This is a genomic window from Chryseobacterium indologenes (assembly GCF_001295265.1).
Lineage (GTDB): Bacteria > Bacteroidota > Bacteroidia > Flavobacteriales > Weeksellaceae > Chryseobacterium > Chryseobacterium indologenes_A.
In genome coordinates, this window is the sequence record NZ_LJOD01000011.1 from 37,319 (window position 1) to 61,299 (window position 23,981).

A 23,981-nucleotide genomic window follows, 5' to 3' on the forward strand; every position below is an offset into this window, starting at 1 on the left:
GGCTATAGCCTATAATGATTGATTGCTTTTTGTTTCAGCGGATTCTTACTCCATTCTTCCCATTTTCCGGTGTAAGGATCATAACCGCATTTTAGAGGCTTTGAACTGTCTAAACCCTGGTTATCCGTATGGGTTCTTTCTGTATAAGCCCTGCAATCTGTACAGACATTCCTGAATTCACAATCTTTGCATACTTCAATATGATCTTTGGTAAGATTCCAGTATTTTTTGAATCCGGGCTTCAGTAATGCTTCTTCAAGACTGGATTGATAAATATTGCCATACACTTCCGGCATTAAGGGGCAGTTTTTGATGTTTCCCTCAATGTCGATTCCTATTTTTTTATGAAGGCAGGAATTGTGATTGATGGCTTCCAGTACTTTACGCTGATTGGTATTGAAATATTTAAGGTCAACCTTTCCGCAGGAAGATATTTCAAGCTCTTCCTGAATAAAATTAACCGTAAACCTGAATTGGTGTTTTGTGCGTGGATGAGGTTTCCTGCATTTATAAAAAACGAGATTTGAAATTCTTGAAGTTGTATCATTCAGAATATTCAGAGAATTCTGATCAATACAGGATGAAAAAGGTGAAAATATCTGAATGCTATTGACTACCGATTCTGTAAAGATGGCATCAATGTCCTGGAAATCGGTTAAAGAAAGCTCTTTTTTGCAGTATATATTGAGATGTTTTACCCCGAGATTATCAATAGACTGCTTTATTTTATGCAGCACAGAGGCATCATTTATTTCCATAAAAATATTGGATATTTCAACCGGATTCTGAAACTGATGAGACAGGGGCAGGAAGTTTGTATTCCGGTTTCCATTAGTCAGAAAGCCATATTCCTGTTCAAGCAATACATCAATATATTCATGAACAATAGGTTGGGATTCTTCGGCATAATCCTGTATCATATTCTCAATGGAATGTATTTTTAATTGCTCTATAATTTCGTAAAGTTCAATAGGATAAAGTTCTGAATTATTCCTTTGAAGATCAGAAATAAGGATTCTGTTAACTCCTTTGGTAACCAGAATATTGCTGAATAAATTGAAGTAGGTCATAGTAATCTCACTAATGATTTTTCAGGTTCTTCGATAAGTAGAAAATCAGTCTGGTATTTTTTTGACTTTGTGTAATAAGCGATTTGAACGGATTTTCGTATTGTTTTTTTTCTTTTGATAATTTCCAGGTAGCTAAAAGTGAGCGGAAGCTTATTCTTCTCTTGAATTATATTTTTCATCAGGTATACTATAAGGGTTATGACAGGTATTCAGCAATTTCTTTGTCCAATAAATAGTTACAGCAGCTGGACAGGTGCATAAACTGTCCTACAGGATTCACTTCAAGAAAATAATATATTTCGCCACTTTTTATAAAATCCAGAGAACCGCTGTTTAAGTCGAGAGCTTTCATTAAGCAATGTATTTTTTTCTCAACATGGTCCGGCAGCTGATAAGGTACATTTCTGTTAGGCTTATCGTCATTGTATTTCCTGTAATCTACTTCGGTCTGCTTATCATTTTGAGAAAATATGGCCATAGACCAGCATCGGCCGTTCAGATAAAATGTTCTGATTTCATAATCTTTCTTTATTTTTTCCTGAAAAAAAGAAATGAAAAAGTTGGATTCATGTTCATTGACAATACTGGTATACATCATACCGTCTGTATTTTTTTTGAGATCTCTCAGTACAGGATTTCCGGAAATGGGCTTAACAATGGTATTTCCTAATTCTACATGATCAGTATGGTCAGAAAGAAAGTATGAAGGAATATCCAGGCCTGCTTCTTTTGCTTTTTCAAGGACAACCAACTTATTAACCTTACTGTTCACTTGCTTATTGATGTGCTTTTTAGATTCCAGTATTTTTAAAACATAATCTTCCAGCCAGTGTTGGGTTTCATTCATATGCTGGTCTACAGCTTCATTGAAATACCGGAAACGTCCGAATTTCAGACCTCCTCTTCTGTACCATACGCTGGAGATATCGTCAAGAAAAAAAGCATTGCGGGAGCTTTCCAGAAAGATTTTCTGTTGATGGATCCTGATTTCAAAAAAATCATCTTCATGAACCCGGATGAATTTTTTATCCATTGTATGCAGCCACTCAATAACGCATTCAGTAGCTCCTTCTTTGTTATTGGATATAATGAGTATCATTTTATCAGTTTCTGGTTTTATAGATTTTGTTTAGCAGCTTCTATTCTCTTAATATAGGTTTAGAAGATTCTTTAATAATGAGATTGGTATGTTTTATAATAGGTAACCCTATACTTTTCTGTTGTGATTTTGATCTTAGCTGAATCTATTGACATTTAATCATTAATAATGAGAGTCCAATAAAGTCATTCTTTTACATTTTTCAGTAACTCCCATATGGGTTTAGAAGAATCTGCTATAATCAGATTCGTATGCTTTATACTTGGTAAGCCAATACTTTTCCTATTACGGTTGATCTTTGCAGAATCTTTTGATACATTGGGATTGAAGCTGTATATCCTTTCTTTATTCAGTAGAAAAGCCATGTTGTCAATCATCAATATATAATCGCGTGGCGGGCAGTCACCGGACTTCACATATTCATACAGTTTTTCCCTAATTTTGGGGTAGTATTCTTTTGTTTCATTCATATGCGTAAGAAAGGTGGTCATTGCAAAAAACGTATCATTATGCCCCATGGTTCCCATTTTTCGTGGGGTAGGGTATCCGTATTTCTGGAATGTCCAGAGAAGAAGCCTGGCGTTTTTCATTACATTCCTTTGGGCCAGTGCTGTATCAAGCGGTCTCCCTTCTGAATCCCTTCTCATAGCTACTGTAAAAGAATCGATAAGTGTCTGATTTAAACCTTCTTTCCAGTCTGCAATCTGTTCTTTTACCTCTAAACTGTCTATTCCGTATTTTCTTAAAATAGGATAGTATTCTTTGCAGTTGTCCCCATGTTCTGCTTTTAAAAGAATCAGTTTTTTCAGGCTTTTTTTTCCTCCGAAATCAATATTAAATCGGTCAGCCAGAATAATGTAGGTTTCATATTCCCGTAGGCGTTCCTGATTTTTGGGTTCGTATTCTTCAAAAAGCTTCTTGTATTCTTCTACAGCAAGTTTTGGTTTTTTTGCTATCCTGTAAATACTATCAATTTCATTAGCTTTTTGATAGTATAAAATATAATTTACTGAAGCTTTCTTACAGCTGATCATAAAACTTAAGCTTAGGACTAGCGAAAATCTTAAAGCCATGATATATCTATAGTTCATAATAATAAATTTGTTTTCAAATTAAAACAAAAATGAAATTCATCCTATGCTCTAAAGTTTTGTATGACTATTATTGTTCAAAGTATTTTGAAAAAATCTCTTTTAAGAGCAGCAGTGTGCTTCAGGCTTGGAAGACCTATGCTTTTTCTGTTGCGATTGATCTTGGCAGAATCAGTTGATACACCGGGGGCAAATCTGTATAATCCTTCTTTGTCATAAAGAAAAGCATTAACATCTACCATCAAAGCGTAATCACGGGGAAGACAGTCTCCTGATTTTATGTATTCATATAATTTAGATTTTATAAAGGGGTATTGCTTTGCTTCTACCATATGGGTAAGAAAGGTTGTCATGGCAAAAAAAGTATCATCATGTCCCATTATACCCATTTTTTGTGGAGTAGGATAACCATACTTACTAAACGTCCAGATAAGGAGTTTTGCATTTTTTCGTACATTAGGCATTGACACAGCACTATCAAACGGTCTTCCTAATTGATCTCTTTTCATGGCTATTGTAAAAGAGTCAATGAGTGTTTGGTTTAGGCTTTTTTTCCAGTTGGCGATCTGATCCTTTACATACAGGCTGTCAATCCCATATTTTTTGAAAAGAGGAAAATATTTTTTACCATTGCCACCATGTTGAGCATCCAAAAAAATCAGCTTCTTCAGGCTCTCTTTTCCTCCGAAATCGATATTATATCGGTCAGCTAATATTATATAGGTCTCATATTCGTTGATTCTTTCCTGGTTTTTGGGCTCATATTTTCCCGCCTCGAAAAACTTTTTGTATTCTTCTGCCGCCAGTTTAGGGTTGTTGGCCAGCCTGTAGATGCTGTCAATTTCATTAACTTTTTGGTAATAGAGAATATAATTGACTTCTTTTTTCTTACAACTTACTAAAGAAATAATGCTTAATAATATAAATATACTTCGATACAACATAAGGCAAAACAGATTTTTTTATTTTAAAACGAATAATGTTACCCCGTTATTTTCTATTCTCTTAACACAGGGTTAAAAGAATCTTTTATAATAAGGTTAGTATGCTTTATACTAGGTAATCCTATACTTTTTCTGTTACGGTTGGTTTGTGCAGAATCTTTCGAAACGCCGGGATTAAAAAGATATATAGGCTCTTTATTGTTTAGCATCGCCATATTATCTACCATCAATGCATAATCACGGGGAGCACAGTCTCCTGATTTTATATATCCGTATAATCTGGATTTTATTTCTGGATAATATTTTTTTGTTTCGTTCATGTGGGTAAGAAAAGTAGTCATGGCAAAAAAAGTATCATTATGTCCCATGATTCCCATCTTTTGCGGAGTAGGATAGCCATATTTATTAAAAACCCATATCAGGAACCGTGAATTTTTTTCTACGTTTCTTCTTGTCAATGCAGTGTCTATAGGCCTTCCTTCCCTATCTCTTTTCATCGCAACGGTAAATGAATCTATAAGCGTCTGATTCAAATCCTTTTTCCAGTCTGCAACCTTTTCTTTTAGACTAATGCTGTCTATTCCGTATTTTTTAAACAATGGAAAATATAGCTTATAGTATTCTCCATAAGGTGCTATTAAAGGGATGAGTTTTTTAAGGCTCTTTTTACCGCCAAAATCTACGTTATACTTATCTGCAAGCTGAATATATGTCTCATATTCTCGGGTACGCTCCAGATTTCTGGGTTCATATTCGTCGAACAGCTTTTTATATTCTTCTGCCGCTAATTTGGGATTATTGGCGATTCTGTAGATGCTGTCAATTTCATTAACTTTTTGGTAATAGAGAATATAATTAACATCTTTCTTCTTGCAACTTACTAAAAAAAGTATACACAGAAATATTGATATATTAAATTTTAATGGAAACCTATAACTCATAATATAAAACAGTATTAATCGTGAAAAAGGATTAAGGAGAATCGTAATTCTCCTTAATTAATATATTAATCAACTCGCTCAATTTCACCAATAATTAATCGGCTTTTATACTTCCACTTTCCTGGGCTATCATTATCAGTATAATAATCAGTATCCTGTACTACTCCTTGAGGTGTAGGATATTCAGACGGTGCATTTCTGCTACTTGCTGTTCCTCCTGTAATCACCTGTAAATTTCTAAGTTTCTTGTTTTCTAATGAAGAGAAGCTGCTCTTCATTCCCTGTAGTTTTTTCATAATGTTGATAATTTTTAATTACAATTTGTGTTGCCATATGATCCCTGGCATGGGCTGGGTTCCTCTATTTTATCCGGCACTGTACACATGCAGGTAAAATAGAATGAACATTTGCTCAACGTTGATGTATCAAAACTAAAAATATCTATCTCACTATCTCGTGATTTTCAATGTATTTTGTTTGTAATTTTTGATTGTACAAACCCTAAATGATAAGGCTGTGAAAGGTTTATCCGAAATTGAAAATCGGAGAAAGGGAAAAGAAAACTGAAAATGTTTTAAAGTAAAAAATTAAGAAAATTGCAAAATGTGTATAATGTATTTTTTATGTACAATATTGCAATAAATCTGGAAAATAAAAATGTATGCAAAATGTGCATACATATTAAGTTAATCTTGTATTATTTTGAGGAAATGCTCCCTGAAAGAAAGAGTCCAGTGCTGTGTTTTCATCCAGCCCGAACTTCTTTTTAAGGCGGTATTTGGTCATTCTTACACTTTTGGGCTCTACATTCAGCAGATGAGCGATCTGCTTGGTTTCCATGCCGAGATAAATGTAGGCACAGTATTTCAGATCTAGCGCGGTAAGCTTTTGCCGGGCTCTTTCATTGATGTTTTTAAAGAAATCCGGGTGGAGTTCCTGAATTCTGAATGTGGTTTTTTCAAAATCATTATCTACACGGCTTTCATCTTTTACTACCTGATGAATATTAATATCAGTATCAGATAGCTGGGTTTGAAGCTGCTGAAGAACCTCATTTTTGTGCTGGATATGAAGCTGGCCGGCCAGAACTTCACTTTGAAGTTTCTGTTGCTGAAGGGTAAGCAGTTCCTGTTCAGCCTTTAATCTGGCCTGTTCTTCTTCCTGAAGCTTTACCTGCATTTCGGCTTCGTGTTTCTCCGTATTAAGCTTTTCCTCCCTTTCCATGGAATATCGCAGTTTGTAATGATAAGAACGGAACATAAAAAATGCTCCGATCAATCCTATGATTCCCAGTCCTATATATAAGAATTTTTCTTTTTTCAGGCTGTCGGCTTTTTCATTCAGGGCTTTCAGCTCAGATTCTTTTTTCCGGGACTGGTATTGTGCTTCCAGTCTTTTAGCGGTTTCAACCTGGTTTTCATCATACAGAAGGCTGTTGTATTCTGTTAATTTAGACTGATATTCGTAGGCTTTCCGATAGTTCTGCTGCTTCAGATACAGTCTGGCCAGATCAGTAACTACGTTGATCATAACGTGGTAGTATATCGGCTTTTGTGTTAAGAGCAACTGCTCAGCCTGCAGAAGATACTGTTCAGCCAGTGCATCATTCTGATCCTTCATGGCAAGGGCGCTCAATATACCAAAGGCTCCGGCCCGGATGTTCTGATTATAGGTCTTATGCTGGGTAAGGCTGAATATTTCTTTGGTATTATTTTGAATTTCCTGCCGGATTTCCGGGGTAATCGTTGGATAGCTCAGATAATAATTAGTAAGATTCAGCAAGGCCAGTGAATGGGTATAGTCTGAAACATGTCCGGGAAACTGATGATAAAGAGAAACAGCTTTTTTACACATTTCGATAACAGATTTTAAATCCCTCAGGTCACCTGTTTTTTCATAACGGAAAGAATAGCATACAGCCATGGCCGAATACGCCGAGCTCAGCATATTTTTATTCCCTGATTTCTCAGTCTGGTCTATTGCTTTTTGGGCATAACGGGTAGCGCTTTCTGCATCATTCCATTCAGCGTAAATTCCGTAAAGGAGATAATTCAGCTTAGCGTTTAAAAGAATTTCAGAAGGATTTTTCTCTACTTCGGAAAGTGTTGTCTGGATAAGCTTAATTGTGTTTTCAGAATCGCCTAATGTATTATGGTAATAAATATTGAGATAAGCAGCATACAGGGCTGCCGTCTTATCTTTACTTCTCTGTGCAATGGCATTTGCGACATCAATAATCTTAGGAACTTTGCTATATTCAGATTGATTGAGCAGTATGATTCCTTTCTGTGACAGAGCTTTTACTTCTTCTGCATCATCATGTTCGGTTTGAGCTAATTTTAACTGCTGAAGCACATATTTTTCAGCTTCAGAATACTGATCACTGATTCTGTAATATTCCGTAAGCTCATTATAGATCTTAAATTTCTCAGAAGCTGAAATACTGTTTTGGGTCAGCTTACTTTTGAGACCGTCAATAAATGTATTCTGGGCAGTACAGATAATGCCGGAGATTAAAAACAGGAAGGATAAAAATGAGTGTTTCAGTTTCATAGGGTGAAAGTACAAAAATTGTAGACATTGATCAATTGGCAAGCAGAATTAAAAAATGTAAATAAAATTTTAATATGTTGATTATTAATATTTTATGTAAATATGTAGTCGTTTTGTAGTCACTAATGACAGGTGTTGAAGATATTTTGTAGGCATAGAAAAAAGTGTTTTCCTGTTTTTATGCTGCACCTTTGACGGGAATAAATTTCACATCAGAAATATTAACTTTTAAACTTTTTATCATGAACAGCAAAACATTATCGGTTGTATCGTACATTACCCTGATCGGATGGTTTGTCGCTTTCATTATGGGAAAAGAAAAAGCAGACGGAGCTTTAAGGTATCATCTTAAACAGGCATTGGGGCTGGCTGTTTTTTCATTCGTATTAGGAATTATTCTCAGAATATTAATGGCTGTTACTCACATTGGCCTTTTGGGTATACTGGGTTTTATTCCATTAATACTGGCTGTTATCGGAATTATTAATGCAGCCAATGAAGCTCAGAAACCATTACCTTTTATAGGGAAAATGTCTGAAGATAAATTTTCATTCATCGGATAAACCGGCATGAGAGAATTTAAACATCTGAAGAGGGAAGGAACAGGTTATCTGGTGAAACAGTATAGGTCATTACCGCATATCATTGTACTGATGTGGGTTTTAATTTCCATTCTGGTACTCATGTACAGCAGTTACCAGAAAACAGGAATTATCCTGTTATTGTTTTCCTTGCTGCTAACGATTATTTCTTTCATTCCACCCAGAGTTTATTTTGATCCTGCTTCAGAGCTCCTAACGGTGGCGAATACAGGATTGAAACGAAGGGAGCTTACCTATAATCTGCATGAATTTGAAGGATTTGAACTACAGACTATCCGCATGGGAATTATTCCTTTAGGATGTTTTCTGTATGCCAGTTTTAAAAATGTTTCCGATTTTAAACGCCCGGTAATTTCACAGTCTTTCAGGAAGAAGACCATGCAGGAAATTGTCAATGAACTGGAAGATCTTAATAAAAATACCTTATTATAATTAAACTATGAAAAAAACGGCAATCATTGCAGGAGTGCTTATATTTAGCCTTTCTGCCGTATCCTGTGATAAATTGGATAAAATAAAAGATAAGCTTTCACAGGACCATACAAAGCAGGTAAATCCTTTCAGTGTGAATTCGGGGGATGAAAACAGAGATATTATTACTTTTAATAATAAAATAGTGAAGATGGATGACGTCCATGCCGAATTTATCAAAAATTTTCAGGATGGCCTTACCCAGATGGATGAATATGTTAAAAATGCCCTTGCTAATCCGCAGTATTCCGGGATGATACCTCTGTTTACGCCCACCATCATGATGGGAGCGGAAAATGAAATGAAGGTTCCGGATGTATTAGGCAAAGATTATCAGGTTCTTGTAGATAAAATGATCCGTACATTCTCCGAATTAAAGCTTCAGAAAAAAGAACTGGAATCTTATAAAGATGCCGAAGACTGGAAAGATGATAAAGGAAAGAAGATTTCTGAGCTGCGTGAAAAAGCAGCCCTGCTGATCAAAGAAAACCGTACTGCAGCAAATGAATTATTTACAAAACTTGCTCCGAGAGCAGATAAAGCAGAGGTAGAGGTTCTTAAAAATCATCCACTTAAAGATCAGATTCTTCAGTCTAAAGAAATAATGGAGCTGAGCCAGAAGATTGTTGATGATTCCTATAATTTTACAGACGTTGATGCTTATAAAAAGCTGTTTGCACAGCAGTATGAGCAAATGGAAAAGTTATATGCACGGAATATGGAGGAAAAGATTCCCTACAATGAAAAACAGAAAGAAAGCAGTTACCTTGCATTTAATAACTCAGTAAATGATTTTCTCGGTAAAATGCGTATCGCACAGCGCAGCCTGAATGAAAACAGTGAAAGCCTCAACGATGACCTTGATGAGTTGGAAAGAGAGGCCGGATACATTCTTGACCGATATAATACTTTCGTTGACTGATCTCTTAAAACAATAGTATGAAAAAAGCATTAGGTATTATTTTAATTATCATTGGATTTTGTCTTACTGTAGTCGTTAAAATAGGCCCTTCTAAGGAAACTTCCTGGTTATTCGGATATGGAGATCTGCCACCGCTGCTTCTGGCAGTGGCCATTATCATTCCGGGCTTGATTATGTATAACAAAAACCGATAATATATAAACATGAGTAGCCATAATCATGAAACCGGCTGGAGTTTTACAGGGTTGAATAAGCTGATTTCCCGGGATAAAAGTATTTTTGTCTGCTGCTAAAAAAAGAAATATGAATTTTGAAGACCTGAAACAACAAATTGAAGATGCTGCAAAGAAAGCATTTCTGGAAGTATACGAGAAACACGGCGCTGAAAAGATCTACAGCTTTGCTTTATACAGTGATGAAGGAGCAATGACGGTCTGCCCGGCCGCCAATTCCATGGAAAACCTGAAAGAAGCAGATGAAGAGGACTTTCTTTACTATAAATATGAGCCCGCCGAATGGGCTTATGAAATGGATGGAGCAGAAGAGGAGTTTGATGAAATCTGCAGCAGTCTCCGCAATATATTGGATCAGCATGAAGATGATGAATGGTTTGCAGGATTTCAGAATAAGCTTTATTCAACCTGTATTGAAGTGCTGGAAAAGCTGAAAAATGAAGATTTCTTCAGGAAGATCACCGGAGAAGATGTTTTTCTGATCTTTACCGTTTCAGATTATGAATTTGAAAAAGAAGAACAAAAAGAAATGATTGTAAGACTTAATGATAATGCCTATAAAGATGAATATCTGGGCTGGATGAATACCTGGGGAGCTTATTAAAAGCAGAAGGCTGGAATGTATACAGGTTTGGAGCCGGAAGAGGGGAGTTATGAAAGTTATTACTAATAATTGTCTCTCTTTTTACAGTAATTTGATTTTACTGCGTTCAATACCTGTAATAAAAAGTAACTTCCGGCTTCCTGCCACTCTTAAAATAAAAACTGATAACCATGAAAACATTTTAAAAACAGACTTATGAAACTAAACAAAATCATTGTATCTGAGACCTCTTTTAACAGTACTGAACCTTATGATGTTATTTTTTCTAATATTTCCGTGGTGAACCTTTTAGAGGAAGAAGGGAGCGATATAGGGAACATTCATGAAGACGCTGTAGCAAGCTATTATGTAGATTATTATCTTTCACAATACAGAAATGGGAACTTCTCCCAGTTTGTGTGGAATACGGGATGGTCTCCGCAACTGAATAAGGTCATTAAAGAAGGGCTCAAAAAAATGGGAGCTGAGAAACATCTGGAATTATTCAATGAGCAATCCTCAAAAGTAGAAGACCTGGAAGAGGGTGAACTTCAGAAATTCCTGAAAAGTGAATATTTCGGCCCTAATGAGATCCGGGATAAACTGAAAAATAGTGCATTTTACAGCTTGGAAGAAGATCTGGTCACTTTAAACTCCCGATGGCTGAAAAATCATCCGGATCTGCTGGTACTCCCTATTGAAGAGATGTTTCTGGAACTGGAGAAATTTATCGGAAGAAAGATTGCCCGGGAAAATTAAAATGATAAAAAACACATAAAAACACATCATCATATTACTTTACAACCATAAACAAAATAGTATTTATGAATACATACAAGCACTACAAACAGGACGGAAACCTTTATGTATTTAAAAATCAGCCTGTATTTATTACCATACTTACGGTGCTGATATTTGCCGCTGCTGTAATGGTTTACAGGCTGAATATGCCTTTATTTGCTTTATTTCTGGCTGCCGTAGGAGTGCTGATCATTGTTAATTTCTTTACCAAAAAGTTTATTATTGACCCGGAAAGACAAACCATTACGGGGAAGCATACCGTATTTGTTCCGGCGAAAACCTATTCTTTTAAGGATTTCACCAATTTTGAAGTATATACGACCCGGTATATGGGCTTTATTACAATAAATGTAATGCTGTCCATACATTTCGAAGTAGACGGAAAAAACAAAAAGCTGACGATCGGACAATCTCTTACCCAAAGAGGAATTCAGAAAATGGTAAATGAAACAGAAGACATTATGGGAATTAATGAAAGCAGGAGATGAATGCAGCTGACCGTTATAAATTCAAAGAGTTTGGTAACCAGATAAGCTTTATGCCCAATTATTACTTCCTGAGAACGCTGGTCTGGTGGCTGGGATCAGGAATTATTGCCCTTCCTGTTATTGTTTATTATTTTATGGATACAATGTCCGGTGACCAGTTTAGAATCACTGCCGGGCTCTGGATAATATATATGGTCTACTTCCTTTTTGAACTGTTTTTCCGGATTCCTGTAAAATATATTTTTGATAAATCTGAGAAGTGTATCTACAGAAAGCTGCTTCTCACCCAAAAGATCATGAGCTTTGATGAGATGACTTACTTTATCAATGAAGACAATGGCGGATATTTCTATGCGATCGGGAAAAAAAGAAACCAGTTTGTGAAAAGCTACAGGATCAGTAATTATTTTTCCAATTCCAAAGTTTCGGAAAAAAGAGAGGAAGAGTATATCAGGGATATACTGTATCCCGTCCTGGAAGCTGTGGGAATTTCTTTCAATCAGAGGGATGGTCATTAACAAGATAAACCTTAGAAAAACAATACGATGAAAACAGAACCCGGGCTGTTCCGAAGGAACAGCCCGGGTCGTTTATTGAATGATCAAAGAAGTCTAGTTGGCTAAAATTCTTTTCACTGCTTCTTTTACAGCAGCAGCATCAATCTTATATTTCTTCATCAGCTCAGCAGGGGTGGCAGATTCTCCGAAAGTATCATTTACTGCCACAAACTCCTGTCTTGTAGGTCTTCTTCTGGCCAGCATTCCGGCAACAGATTCACCTAACCCGCCAAGATAGTTGTGCTCCTCAGCTGTTACAATTTTTCCTGTTTTTTCCACAGACTTTAAGATGATTTCTTCATCAAGAGGCTTGATGGTGTGGATGTTGATCACCTCACAGGAAATGCCTTCTTTTTCAAGCTCGTCAGCTGCTACAAGAGACTCCCATACCAGGTGGCCTGTTGCAACAATCGTTACATCTGTACCTTCCTGAAGCATGATTCCCTTACCAATTTCAAAAGGCATATCTTCAGGAATAAATACAGGAACAGTTGGTCTTCCGAATCGTAAATATACAGGACCTTCATGCTCTGCAATAGCAATTGTAGCTGCTTTTGTCTGGTTGTAGTCACATGGATTGATTACCGTCATCCCCGGAAGCATTTTCATCATACCGATGTCCTCCAGAACCTGATGGGTAGCTCCGTCTTCACCCAGGGTAAGCCCTGCGTGAGAAGCACAGATTTTTACATTTTTCCCTGAATAGGCGATAGACTGACGGATCTGATCATAAACCCTTGAAGTAGAGAAGTTGGCGAAAGTTCCCGTGAAAGGAATTTTTCCTGTAATGCTTAAACCGGCGGCAAGTCCCATCATGTTCGCCTCAGCAATACCTACCTGAAAGAATCTTTCCGGCGCTTTTTCAATGAATTTTTCCATTTTCAAAGAACCGATAAGGTCTGCGCAAAGGGCTACTACATTAGGGTTTTTATCTGCAAGTTCCGCTAATCCGGCTCCGAATCCTGAACGTGTATCTTTTTTTTCTGTATATGTAAATTTCATTTTTATTTTTTTTATCGGGATTAAGAATTAGTAATCAGCAGGAGCTTCTAAGTACAATTGTTTGAATGCGGTATCCAATTGCTCATCATTAGGAGCTTTTCCGTGCCATGCATGAGTCCCCATCATATAATCTACTCCGTAGCCCATCTCAGTGTGAAGGATGATGGCTACAGGTTTTCCTTTCCCTGTTTCTGTTTTAGCTTTTTCAAGAATAGCGATAACAGCTTCAAGATCATTCCCGTTTTTCTCTTCAAGAACAATCCATCCGAAGGCTTCAAGCTTGGCATGAAGATTTCCAAGACTTAATACATCATCTGTATCCCCGTCAATCTGACGTCCATTGTAATCAATAGTAGAAATAATATTGTCTACTTTTTTAGCAGCAGCATACATCAGAGCTTCCCAGATCTGGCCTTCCTGAAGCTCGCCGTCTCCGTGAAGAGAGTAAACAAGAGACTGCTCACCGTCTAATTTTTTTCCCTCAGCTACACCAAGTGCTACGGAAAGTCCCTGTCCAAGGGAACCGGAAGCAATTCTGATACCAGGAAGCCCTTCATGAGTAGTAGGGTGTCCCTGTAATCTTGAATCCAGCTTTCTGAATGTTCTCAGTTCATCCACCGGAAAGAAGCCGAATCTTGCTAAAGTCGAATAGAAAACCGGAGAAATGTGTCCGTTTGACAAATAAAAATGATCTTCATTTTTGCCCTCCATAGTGAAAGGTAGCTTATAGTTCATTACCTTCCCGTAAAGCGCTGTGAAGAATTCCGTACAGCCTAAGCTTCCGCCCGGGTGTCCTGAATTTACAGCGTGAACCATTCTTAAAATGTCTCTTCTGATCTGCGTAGTAAGAGATTTTAGCTCTTCAATACTTTTACTCATTATATCTGATTTATTTGCACGCGAATTTACAATTTTTTAATGGCTTATGGAAATAGAAAAATCCGGACCTAAGATCCGGATTTTGAATTATTTGAATATTTCCTGCTTTTAACAGCCTTCATTAACGTAAACGGTAATTTCCGTAACAATGTTATTCACAAATTTAAAAGTCAGCTCTGTCCCTGCATCATAATCCTCAAGATTAAAATATCCTGCATCTTTAATACGTTTGCCGTTATCGTCAAATTCAGGACGGATACTGAACGTAGGATAATTTTTGTAGGTATTGATCAGCTCATCACGGGTGCTTCCTACACCCATTCCGCTTTTGGTTTTAAATTTTTTACTGGTGGTTGTTAATCCGGTAATGGTAACTGCATTGGGTCTTGCTTCGCCTCCGTAGCCTTCAAAAACATCAATATTAATAAGTTCACCGTTATATTTTACCGTGTTTTTTACATCCCCTGTTGAAAGTTTGATAGAAGTACCGGCTATTTTCTCAGCTTCGCTTTTTTCCATAAAGATTTTATATGGGCCGATTCTTAAAGTGGATACTTCAAAGTTTTCCTGCGCATTCATAAAGCCAAAAGTGATGAGCAGTACAAGAAATGAGATCATTTTTTTCATAAGTTGTAATTCCTGTTTTGATGTTTTAATAATTTGCCTCAAAGATACTCAAAATAGATGCAGTTATAGAATTGTTGGATAATTTATTCTGGCAGATAAGGATAAAATAGGATTAAAAAATAAAGAGAAAACCTTAAAACAAGAGCTGAAAAATGCATTTTTTTGATTGATATTTTACATCATATTGGTAATAATTTAGATTTTTATTTAATTAAAATTTAAAACTGGTTGCTTTTGTTAATTAATGTTAATTTTATGTTTTTTTTAACATTGAAGTTGTTTAATTTTGCTTAATTAATAATTGTTACGAAGTTAAATTGTTAACTTTTCATAAGGAAGGCTTTCTGTCTTTTTATTTCTTAAACTATACTTTGTAAAAATTAAAATCACTTAATATGAAAATTAAAAAGCTATTTTATGTAGGGATATTCATTATATCCATTTCTTTGGGAAAGGCTCAGGATTTTTTTGCCGCGATCAGTGAAAAATCCATTAGGGCAGATCCTAAAAACAGGGCTATAGAGCCTGAAAAGTATCTTACTTACAAACTGGATATGGCCGGGATAAAAAGTTATTTTAATTCAGTTCCGGAACTGAATGACAACGAACTTAAAAATAATGCACCAATCATTGTTTTGCCAATGCCTGACGGAACAAAAGCGAAATTCAAAATCTGGAAGTCTTCAGTAATGGATCCCGGGTTAGCTCAAAAGTTCCCTCAGTTAGTTACGTTAACAGGGCAGGGTGTTGATGATCAGTACGCAACCGTAAAACTGGATATTACAGAGTTTGGGTTTCATGCTCAGATAAAATCCGTAGTCACAGGAGATACGTATATTGATCCTTATGCAAAAAATGATGTCAATAATTATATCGTTTACAAAAAAGGGGATTTAATTAATAAAAATCCCAGAATATGCGAAACGAAAGATGAGGGTTTTCTGCCGGAAAAAAAAAGCGGACAAAAAACCGTAACACCAAGCGTAGGTAATCAAATTAGAATTTTTCGTCTTGCAATAGCCTGTACAGGAGAATATGCACGGGCGGCTACAGGCTTAACTTCCCCTACTGTTGCTCAAACCTTATCAGCTATTGTAACCACGGTAAATAGGGTAAATGGAGTATATGAGCAGGAAGTTGCTGTTAGATTAATTTTAATTGCTAATGAAACCAGCATTATTTTCACAGATCCGGCTACAGATCCTTTTAACGGAAATGATGATGCAGATACATTGATTAACGAAAGCCAGACCCAGATTAATTCCATCATAGGAGCAGCTAACTATGACATAGGGCACACTTTTAGCACAGGTGGTGGCGGTTTAGCCGGCTCAGGCATATGTAATGCTAATTACAAAGCAAGTGGGATTACCGGATCTTCCAATCCGGTTGGTGATCCTTATGATATAGATTATGTGTGCCATGAAGTAGGACATCAATTTGCTGCGCCTCATACTTTTAATGCAGTAACAGGAAGCTGTGGTGGTGGTAATCGTAGTGCTGCCACTGCCGTAGAGCCGGGAAGTGGAATTACCATTATGGCTTATGCCGGTATTTGCGGCACTACAAATAATTTAGCCAACAATAGTATTCCTATTTTTCATACCAATTCATTTGAATCTATTACTGAAGAAGTTGAATCAATCTCATGTCAGGTGACCAATCCTGTTTCCAATACAGCTCCTGTAGTGAATGCAGGAAATAATTACACCATTCCGAAAAGTACCCCGTTTAAACTGACCGGTTCTGCAACGGATGCTGAAAATACAGCGCTTACCTACTGCTGGGAACAAAACGATGCAGGACCTGCAGGAAACTGGAATGCCCCAACAGGAAATGCTGCGCTGTTCAGGTCATTTATGCCCGTAACAGTTCCTTACAGATATTTCCCAAAAATTACAGATATCATCAGTAATACGACAAACAAAGGAGAAGTTCTGCCTTCTTATGGAAGAACAATGGCGTTCAGGCTCACTGTGAGAGATAATAATGCAGGATGTGCCGGGGTGGCTAATGATGATGCAACTATTACTGTTGATAATAATTCCGGACCATTCACAGTTACGGCACCTACAACAGCTGTAAACTGGAACGGGAATTCGTCTCAGACAATAACATGGAATGTTGCCAATACAACGGCTGCTCCTGTAAGCTGCGCTAATGTAAGTATCTTACTTTCGACAGACGGAGGGCTAACATATCCAACAACCATTATAGCCTCTACTCCTAACGACGGATCAGAGGTGATTACAGTTCCTAATGTGAATACTACACAAGCCAGAATTATGGTAGCAGGAGTGGGTAATGTTTTCTTTAATATCAACCCTGTTGATTTTACCATCAGCCGTGTATTGGGTGTGGACGAAACAAAAAAAGATAAAGAGGATGTATTTGTAGTATACCCTAATCCAAGCAAAGGCCTTCTTAATATTAAATTTACCCATCAAAACGATGTATACGATGTTCTGATATATGATGCAAGCGGAAGAGTAGTTTTCAGCCAGCTGAATAATAAATTAAATGCCGATAAGCTGGGAACTTTCAACCTGTCTCAATTGGTAAAAGGAGATTACCTGATTAAGATTAAAACAAAAGATATGGATAAAACCGTAAAATGGATTAAAGAATAATCAGTTCCTGAAAAAATTACCTTATGAAAAAGGCTGTTTTCCAATCTGCGAAAACAGCCTTTTTTACAATGTGTACAAAAATTTTTGAGAGAATCCTGATGTTTATACAGTTTAAGTTAATCCTGTTTTCTGGCTTAAGTCTACTGATATTTCCTCACTGTCATTTTTCCTGAGGTAAGAGCATAAAAAAAGAGCAATAAGAATTACTCTTTTTGATTTTATCCGGAAATTTCCATATTAAACAGCCTTTAAATACTGTTTATTTTTCACCAGCCATAAACCGATGAAGGTCAGAAGTCCGTTAAGAACAATCAGTTCAACACCGATCCGGTAATCCGTATACGTTGTAACGGCTAAATTGATCAGATACGTAACGATAGGTGCTAAAATGGTTACTGCCAGGATTGAATATTTTCTTGAGATCTGGAATTTGGTGAAAATTCCGAAAGCAAAAAGCCCTAATAACGGTCCATAAGTGTAACCGGCAATTTCCATGATCAGATAAACAATAGATTTGTCATTCAACGCTTTAAACACCATGATCAGGATGAAAAATACTACGGTGAAAATCAGGTGTACTTTCATACGCAGACGTTTTTTCTCTTTTTCGGTTTTAGTTTTATCCTCATTAAGATTAAGAAGATCTACACAGTATGAACTTGTTACCGCTGTTAATGCACCATCCGCAGAAGGGAATAGCGCTGAAATAAGCCCGATGATGAAGATAATGGAAATAGCCATTGGAAAATATCCCTGAAGTGACAGGGCCGGGAAAAGATCATCCCCCATAATATTTTTGATATTCCCTGCGGAATCTTTAAATCCGAAGATATTGGTAATGGTTTCCCCGTTGAGTTGCCCGTATTCCGCACCATTCTGTAAGGCAAAAAGATAAAGAAGACCTCCCAGGAACAAGAATGCGAGATTTACAAACAGAAGCGTTCCTGCAAAAGTCAGCATGTTCTTTTTAGAATTCTTAAGGTTGTCTACAGAAATATTCTTTTGCATCATTTCCTGGTCCAGTCCGGTCATGGCAATGGTAATGAAAATACCACCCAGAATCGTTTTAAGGAAGAAGGTTTTGGAATTAGGGTCAGAATTCACAAAATGAGTGTAATTTTTCTGTTCCAGGATAGCGTAGGCTTCGCCAAAAGATAAATTGAGATTGGACAAAATATAGATGATACAGCCTACTAAGCTGATGATCATAAATGATGTCTGTAATGTATCCGTAATCACAATAGTCTTTACACCGCCTTCAAAAGTATATAAAAGCACCATCAGGAGGAGAACAAGGGCAGTTGCCCAAAAAGGAACTCCCAGACCTTCAAGCAGGAATATCTGTAAGACATTCACAACCAGGTAGAGTCTTGCAGTTGCTCCAATGGCCCTGGAAATGATAAAAAATATTGAACCAATTTTATGAGCTTCCACATTGAATCTTTTCCCCAGATAGGTATAAATGGAAGTCAGGTTCATCTTGTAGTAGAGTGGAAGTAGTATGGCGGCAACAATAAAATATCCGATGAAAAATCCAATTACCATCATATAATACTCAAAACCACCGTAGATATATTCCGAGCCCGTCATTTTTCCAACAGTTCCCGGAACCGAAATAAAGGTAACACCACTTAAACTGGTTCCTATCATTCCAAATGCAACAAGCCACCATTTACTTTTTTTGTTGCCGATAAAAAACGATTGATTATCAGAGTTTCGGCTGGTAAAATAAGAAATCACCAGAAGACCGATGAAGTAAATAAAAACAAATAGCAAAAGGATCGTTCCTGAATTCATGCTTTAATTAAATTTTAGCAAATATAGTTTTTTTCTGTTCTGCTGAAACCTCCATGATTCAAAAATAATAGGATAACCTCAATATAGAAAAAACCTTCCGGAGTAATATCCGGAAGGTTGGTATGATAAAAGACGAAAATAGCAATTAATTCACTAAAACATCCTGGAGTTCTTCACTCTTCTGAAAGCTTGCTTTTGCGAAAGGGCATAGCGGAATAATCTTTTTATTGTTCTTTCTGGCAAAATCTACTGCAGCCAGAAGCATTTCTTTACCTACACCTTTTCCGTTATAGGCTTCCTCCACTTCAGTGTGGTCAATAATAAATCTTTCTTCTCCTGCCCAGGTATAGGTCATTATTCCTGCGCGTCTTCCATCTATGAAAGCTTCAAAACTTCCGTGTTTTTCGTCGTTGTTTTGTTTTACTTCGATCATATTATGAGAATTTAGTTAATATTTCTATGTCGTTGGTTAAAATTTTATGAACAGGGCAGGCATCTGCAATGGTATGGAGTCTTTTTATCTGCTCGTCATCCAGATTGCCTTCAAAACTGATGTCTCTTTTGAATACAGCTCTTTTGGTGAGTGGGAAATTTTCAAGCTCTACTTCTACATTGATGTTTTCCACTTCCCATTCCTTTCTGTCAATATACATTTTTAAAGTAGCAGCCGTACAGCTTGCCAGCGAGGTCGCCAGGATTTCAAAAGGATTAAACCCTTTATTCTGCCCGCCTTTGTCGGTAGGCTCATCAGTAATGATCTTGTTTTCTCCGGCTGTTACCTCAGTATAATATTTTGTTTTTCCTAAAATTGCTTTTACGGTTACTGCCATTATTGTTTTGTATTGAATTTATAACTTAATGCTCCAGAAGGGCATTGATCTATTTGGTTTTTAAGTTCTTCCGGGGTTGCGTTTTCTGCTTTTATCCAGGGTCTTTCTTTCGGGTTGTAGACTTTGGGAAGCATTTTTACGCAGACCCCCGAGTGGATACACTTCTGGGGCTGCCAGATGACAGTGATACTGCCGTTAGGGTATTCATGTGTTTCCATATCAATTTTCTTTTAATGATTTTTCGATTCTTCGGTCCGGAATCAGCCATATAAGAGCCACGATATAATAAAAACCTATGGCAATATAAGGATAAAAAAATGAAACGGCGATTCCTAAAACATAAAATATGATTGAAATATATTCCTTCAGTTTAGAGTGAATTGCTTCCTTCAGTTTTGAATTTTCCCCTTCACAGCGGATGATCACATGCTCAAGAATGGTGTAGGCAATAGCACTCATAATAAGCCCGAAACCATACGTGGCAACAGGATTTTCAGCAAAATGAGAGGTTCCTATCCATTCTGTGGCAATAGGCATCAGGGAAAGCCAGAACAACAGATGCAAATTGGCCCAAAGAATACTTCCGTTCACCTTTTTTACCGTCTGAAACAGGTGATGATGGTTGTTCCAGTAGATTCCTACATAGATGAAACTGAAAATATAAGCTAAGAATTTAGGCATAATGGGTTTAAGGCTGGCCCAGCTGCTGCCTTCCGGTACCTTTAGCTCAAGGACCATAATGGTGATAATAATTGCTAAAACACCATCACTGAACGCTTCCAGCCGTCCTTTAGTCATTAGATTTTACCTGATTTTTAAAGTCTTTTATCTTCATTTTCAGCTCAGCAAGCATATCGGGATTAATTACGCCGCTTTCCAGATCAAAATTTTCGTAGAACTTTGGAAGTGAGAATGTTTCCTTAATATCTGCCCCAAACTGGGGAAAGAATGTCTTGGCCGTATTCATTACATTTCCTCCGCCATAACCTCCGGGGGAAGTGCTCATCAACAGCATAGGCTTGTTTTGAAATACCTTTACATTGATCCTTGAAGCCCAGTCGAAAACATTTTTAAAAGCGGCACTGTACGATCTGTTGTGTTCCGCAAGTGAGCAGATAATTACATCGCAGTCTTCAATTACTTTTAAAAACCGGTGCGCTTCATCAGGAAATCCTTTTTTCTCAAGATCTACGGAAAAAACCGGCATATTGAAATCATTAAGGTCAATTAAATGGATTTCCTCATCCTGAAAATCTTTCAGAACAAATTTTACCAGTTCCCTGTTGATGGAAGTGGAAGACGTACTTCCTGCAAATGCTGCTATTTTCATGGTTTTTTATAATCAGTTCCGGACTGAATTTATTTTCTGTTTAAAATGGCTTTGGGAAGCGGAACGTATTCTTCTTCATCTCCCGGAACGAGTGGGAAAGCATCATGATTCTGATCGTTCCAGTTAACTTTGGCCTGATCAATCATTTCTTTATCTGAATTCACAAAATTCCAGAATATAAAACGTTCCTCATCAAAAGGTTCCCCTCCGAAAAGATAAACTGTTCCGTTTTCACTCATGTCAAACTCGCAAAGTTTAGTGTCTTTGGCAATCATCAGCTGTTTAGAGCCGTATGAATTCCCGTCAGTGGTTACGGTTCCGTCCAGGACGTACATGGCTGCTTCACCATACAAATCTTTACCGATGCTTATTTTCTTCGGTTCTTTGGTTTTGATCTCGATAAAAAATAATTTACTGTGAACAGGAACTGCCGACTTTCTGCCAAAAGCTTCACCGGCAATCAGTTTATACTGGATTCCGTCTTCTTCCCATACAGGAATTTCATCTGCTTCAATATGATGGAAAGTAGGTTCTGTCTGTTCCAGATGTTTCGGAAGACCTACCCAGATCTGGAATCCGTGAAGCCTTTTATCACTGTGTCTTAAGTATTCAGGGGTTCTTTCAGAATGTACAACCCCTTTTCCGGCAGTCATCCAGTTAACGGCACCCGGTTTTATCTCAATGGCGCTGCCGATGCTGTCTCTGTGGAAAATAGATCCTTCCAGCAGATAGGTCAGAGTAGACAATCCGATATGCGGATGAGGCGGAACGTCAAGATTTTGGTAATCTTTAAGTTCAGAAGGCCCCATGTGATCAATAAAAACAAAAGGACCTACTGCTCTTTTTTCACGGAAAGGAAGAAGTCTTCCTACCAGGAAATTTCCTATATCTGCGGCTTTTTCTTCTATGATGAGTCCGATATTTGACATAATAAAATAAATGTTTTAGTTGTTTGTTAATTTGTTTGAATCTGACTAAAGCTTGTCGTAACCGTTGAATCTTTCATCCACAATGCGTTTCCATTCCGGATGCTTCTGAATATAGGCAAAAACATAAGGACAATAGGGAAGAAGCTTTTTTTCATGTTCTTCAATGTAGTTCAGGGTTTTCTCCACAACAGCTGCTGCGGCACCGGTTCCTGCAAGTTCAGGTTCTGCTTCTGTATGCACCAGTGCAATCTGGTGGCCCATTTCACGGTAATCGATAAAAGCAAAATGCCCGTTTACTTCTATTTCAAATCTTTTATCAGTTTTTACGAGGGGTATATTTTCAAATTCTGGTTTCATAATTTTTGTAGTAAAGAAAAGTTATATCAATTTTGTATCTGAAGATTAAGCCTGACAGGTTTCTGAAACCCGTCAGGTTTGTTGGTATTAATTCTTAGTTTTACCCTAACATTATATAAAGTTAGTAAAAAAGGAATAATCAAAGATTAAGATAAATTTAATTCTTTTAATCTTCCAGGTATCCGAATTTTCCGGTGTTGAAGTCTTCAAAAGCCTGCATGATTTCTTCCCTTGAATTCATCACAAAGGGTCCGTGAGGATAGATCGGTTCATTGATTGGTTCTCCGCTGATGATTAAAATAACGGAGTCTTCATTTGCTTCTATGCTGAATGTCTCCCCTTCGTTTTTGAATAAAACAAAGTGGTCGGCAGCAACTTTTTCCTCACCATTTACCGTAATGCTTCCTTCAATAACGAGGGCTGCCGTATTAAAATGTGCCGGGAAGCTGAACTCTGCTTTTCCGCCTGCGTTTAATTTGGCATTCATCATATTCACGGGGGTAAATGTTTCAGCAGGACCGGTGTATCCGTTATATTCTCCCGCAATAATTTCTACTAATCCGTTGTCTCCCAGATCTGCACGCTCCATGGCAGAATTTTCTATAGCCTGGTATTTTGGGTTGCTCATTTTATCTTTGGCCGGAAGGTTTACCCAAAGCTGTACCATCTGAAAAATTCCTCCTTTTTTAGACCATTCAGTTTCATGATATTCTTTATGCAGAACCCCTTTTGCAGCGGTCATCCACTGTACGTCGCCTTCACCGATAATTCCGCCGCCTCCGGCACTGTCATGATGTTCTACCTTTCCCTGATAGGCTATGGTTACTGTTTCAAAGCCTCTGTGAGGATGAACGCCCACACCTCTTGGCCTTTCAGAACCGTTGAAGTGAAATTTTGAGTTGTAATCCAGCATAATAAAAGGGTCCATTCTCTTCATATCCAGTCTGCCTGCACCCGGAATAAAATTATGAACTCTAAAACCGTCGCCTACAAAATGCGCAGGTCTTGGAGATACTACGATTTCTACCTGTTTAGTTGCCATAATATTGTTGATTTATATAACAAAAATACGACAGACAAAATCCGGACACATTGATCTGTGATAAGTTCGAAGAGGAGCAGGTTAAAAGGCTGAAGCCGGAAAAATGAGCCTGTAAGCTGCTTTTAATGATATTGTTAAGAGTTTGCTTAGAAAAGACTTTTAAAAGTTCTTAGCATTTTTAAATAAAATTTACTACAGGCTAA

Annotated in this window: 28 protein-coding genes; 9 read left to right on the forward strand and 19 right to left on the reverse strand. The window is 37.2% G+C overall.

The genetic code is table 11. The annotated features are described in order from the left end of the window. Window positions 1-2 precede the first annotated feature (2 nt). From gwsS to AOB46_RS15625, 7 genes are all read right to left on the reverse strand, one after another. The gene (gwsS, locus tag AOB46_RS15590) at window positions 3-1,070 is read right to left on the reverse strand and encodes a grasp-with-spasm system SPASM domain peptide maturase (protein ID WP_062701036.1); all 1,068 of its coding nucleotides are present in this window, start codon (window positions 1,068-1,070) and stop codon (window positions 3-5) included. 196 nt (window positions 1,071-1,266) lie between these two features. Next, window positions 1,267-2,169, reverse strand: a complete 903-nt coding sequence (gene gwsG / locus AOB46_RS15600; RefSeq protein ID WP_062701041.1) for a grasp-with-spasm system ATP-grasp peptide maturase — start codon at window positions 2,167-2,169, stop codon at window positions 1,267-1,269. A 185-nt stretch (window positions 2,170-2,354) separates the two neighbouring features. Then, window positions 2,355-3,260 carry a hypothetical protein gene (locus AOB46_RS15605; RefSeq protein ID WP_117590583.1) on the reverse strand — a complete coding sequence of 302 codons (906 nt, stop codon included), beginning with the start codon at window positions 3,258-3,260 and terminating at the stop codon, window positions 2,355-2,357. A 77-nt stretch (window positions 3,261-3,337) separates the two neighbouring features. Continuing rightward, window positions 3,338-4,204 (reverse strand): hypothetical protein, encoded by an 867-nt coding sequence (locus AOB46_RS15610; RefSeq protein WP_062701043.1) that lies wholly within the window; start codon window positions 4,202-4,204, stop codon window positions 3,338-3,340. Window positions 4,205-4,257: 53 nt separating this feature from the next. Further along, the gene (locus tag AOB46_RS15615) at window positions 4,258-5,145 is read right to left on the reverse strand and encodes a hypothetical protein (protein ID WP_062701044.1); all 888 of its coding nucleotides are present in this window, start codon (window positions 5,143-5,145) and stop codon (window positions 4,258-4,260) included. Window positions 5,146-5,210: 65 nt separating this feature from the next. After that, the gene (locus AOB46_RS15620; protein ID WP_062701046.1) at window positions 5,211-5,441 is read right to left on the reverse strand and encodes a grasp-with-spasm system A modified peptide; all 231 of its coding nucleotides are present in this window, start codon (window positions 5,439-5,441) and stop codon (window positions 5,211-5,213) included. Between the two features lie 385 nt (window positions 5,442-5,826). After that, the gene (locus AOB46_RS15625) at window positions 5,827-7,698 is read right to left on the reverse strand and encodes a helix-turn-helix transcriptional regulator (protein WP_062701048.1); all 1,872 of its coding nucleotides are present in this window, start codon (window positions 7,696-7,698) and stop codon (window positions 5,827-5,829) included. Window positions 7,699-7,940: 242 nt separating this feature from the next. Between AOB46_RS15625 and AOB46_RS15630 the strand changes: the two genes are divergently transcribed. The 8 genes from AOB46_RS15630 (at window position 7,941) to AOB46_RS15660 (ending at window position 12,316) form a co-directional block, all read left to right on the forward strand. After that, window positions 7,941-8,261, forward strand: coding sequence for an import component protein (locus AOB46_RS15630; protein WP_062701247.1), 321 nt, complete (start codon window positions 7,941-7,943; stop codon window positions 8,259-8,261). 6 nt (window positions 8,262-8,267) lie between these two features. Further along, window positions 8,268-8,732: a hypothetical protein gene (locus AOB46_RS15635; RefSeq protein ID WP_062701050.1), complete on the forward strand. Its 465-nt coding sequence runs from the start codon at window positions 8,268-8,270 to the stop codon at window positions 8,730-8,732. 7 nt (window positions 8,733-8,739) lie between these two features. Beyond that, complete coding sequence (locus AOB46_RS15640; protein WP_062701052.1) at window positions 8,740-9,693, forward strand: DUF3829 domain-containing protein; 954 nt, start codon at window positions 8,740-8,742, stop codon at window positions 9,691-9,693. A 17-nt stretch (window positions 9,694-9,710) separates the two neighbouring features. Then, window positions 9,711-9,887 carry a hypothetical protein gene (locus tag AOB46_RS23410; RefSeq protein ID WP_157845073.1) on the forward strand — a complete coding sequence of 59 codons (177 nt, stop codon included), beginning with the start codon at window positions 9,711-9,713 and terminating at the stop codon, window positions 9,885-9,887. Window positions 9,888-9,996: 109 nt separating this feature from the next. Next, window positions 9,997-10,530: a DUF4303 domain-containing protein gene (locus AOB46_RS22960; protein ID WP_082377175.1), complete on the forward strand. Its 534-nt coding sequence runs from the start codon at window positions 9,997-9,999 to the stop codon at window positions 10,528-10,530. 195 nt (window positions 10,531-10,725) lie between these two features. Continuing rightward, complete coding sequence (locus tag AOB46_RS15650; RefSeq protein ID WP_062701054.1) at window positions 10,726-11,268, forward strand: hypothetical protein; 543 nt, start codon at window positions 10,726-10,728, stop codon at window positions 11,266-11,268. 65 nt (window positions 11,269-11,333) lie between these two features. Beyond that, window positions 11,334-11,798, forward strand: a complete 465-nt coding sequence (locus AOB46_RS15655; protein ID WP_062701056.1) for a hypothetical protein — start codon at window positions 11,334-11,336, stop codon at window positions 11,796-11,798. Next, complete coding sequence (locus AOB46_RS15660; RefSeq protein ID WP_241489227.1) at window positions 11,795-12,316, forward strand: hypothetical protein; 522 nt, start codon at window positions 11,795-11,797, stop codon at window positions 12,314-12,316. The genes AOB46_RS15655 and AOB46_RS15660 overlap by 4 nt, the downstream gene beginning before the upstream one ends. 93 nt (window positions 12,317-12,409) lie before the next feature. Here AOB46_RS15660 and AOB46_RS15665 read toward each other — a convergent pair whose 3' ends face one another. The 3 genes from AOB46_RS15665 to AOB46_RS15675 form a co-directional block, all read right to left on the reverse strand. Continuing rightward, on the reverse strand, window positions 12,410-13,357 hold the full coding sequence (locus tag AOB46_RS15665) for a transketolase family protein (RefSeq protein WP_062701058.1): 948 nt from the start codon (window positions 13,355-13,357) through the stop codon (window positions 12,410-12,412). 27 nt (window positions 13,358-13,384) lie between these two features. After that, entirely contained in the window at window positions 13,385-14,239 is an 855-nt protein-coding gene (locus AOB46_RS15670) for a transketolase (protein WP_262486718.1), read from the reverse strand. A gap of 105 nt (window positions 14,240-14,344) precedes the next feature. Then, a complete protein-coding gene (locus tag AOB46_RS15675; protein WP_062701062.1) occupies window positions 14,345-14,863 on the reverse strand; it encodes a hypothetical protein in 519 nt (172 codons plus the stop codon). 395 nt (window positions 14,864-15,258) lie between these two features. Between AOB46_RS15675 and AOB46_RS15680 the strand changes: the two genes are divergently transcribed. After that, on the forward strand, window positions 15,259-17,493 hold the full coding sequence (locus AOB46_RS15680; protein ID WP_062701064.1) for a reprolysin-like metallopeptidase: 2,235 nt from the start codon (window positions 15,259-15,261) through the stop codon (window positions 17,491-17,493). Between the two features lie 237 nt (window positions 17,494-17,730). Here AOB46_RS15680 and AOB46_RS15685 read toward each other — a convergent pair whose 3' ends face one another. The 9 genes from AOB46_RS15685 to AOB46_RS15725 form a co-directional block, all read right to left on the reverse strand. Next, window positions 17,731-19,290 (reverse strand): sodium:solute symporter, encoded by a 1,560-nt coding sequence (locus AOB46_RS15685; RefSeq protein WP_062701066.1) that lies wholly within the window; start codon window positions 19,288-19,290, stop codon window positions 17,731-17,733. A 145-nt stretch (window positions 19,291-19,435) separates the two neighbouring features. Then, a complete protein-coding gene (locus tag AOB46_RS15690; protein WP_185113876.1) occupies window positions 19,436-19,723 on the reverse strand; it encodes a GNAT family N-acetyltransferase in 288 nt (95 codons plus the stop codon). Between the two features lies 1 nt (window position 19,724). Further along, window positions 19,725-20,120: an OsmC family protein gene (locus tag AOB46_RS15695; RefSeq protein ID WP_062701067.1), complete on the reverse strand. Its 396-nt coding sequence runs from the start codon at window positions 20,118-20,120 to the stop codon at window positions 19,725-19,727. Further along, window positions 20,120-20,338, reverse strand: coding sequence for a (4Fe-4S)-binding protein (locus tag AOB46_RS15700; RefSeq protein ID WP_062701069.1), 219 nt, complete (start codon window positions 20,336-20,338; stop codon window positions 20,120-20,122). The genes AOB46_RS15695 and AOB46_RS15700 overlap by 1 nt, the downstream gene beginning before the upstream one ends. 1 nt (window position 20,339) lies before the next feature. Then, a complete protein-coding gene (locus tag AOB46_RS15705) occupies window positions 20,340-20,918 on the reverse strand; it encodes a TMEM175 family protein (protein WP_062701071.1) in 579 nt (192 codons plus the stop codon). After that, on the reverse strand, window positions 20,911-21,450 hold the full coding sequence (locus tag AOB46_RS15710) for an NADPH-dependent FMN reductase (RefSeq protein WP_062701073.1): 540 nt from the start codon (window positions 21,448-21,450) through the stop codon (window positions 20,911-20,913). The genes AOB46_RS15705 and AOB46_RS15710 overlap by 8 nt, the downstream gene beginning before the upstream one ends. 29 nt (window positions 21,451-21,479) lie before the next feature. Next, window positions 21,480-22,379 (reverse strand): pirin family protein, encoded by a 900-nt coding sequence (locus AOB46_RS15715; protein ID WP_062701075.1) that lies wholly within the window; start codon window positions 22,377-22,379, stop codon window positions 21,480-21,482. A gap of 45 nt (window positions 22,380-22,424) precedes the next feature. Then, on the reverse strand, window positions 22,425-22,736 hold the full coding sequence (locus AOB46_RS15720; RefSeq protein WP_062701077.1) for a GNAT family N-acetyltransferase: 312 nt from the start codon (window positions 22,734-22,736) through the stop codon (window positions 22,425-22,427). A 166-nt stretch (window positions 22,737-22,902) separates the two neighbouring features. Further along, window positions 22,903-23,778: a pirin family protein gene (locus AOB46_RS15725; RefSeq protein ID WP_062701079.1), complete on the reverse strand. Its 876-nt coding sequence runs from the start codon at window positions 23,776-23,778 to the stop codon at window positions 22,903-22,905. Between the last annotated feature and the right edge of the window lie 203 nt (window positions 23,779-23,981).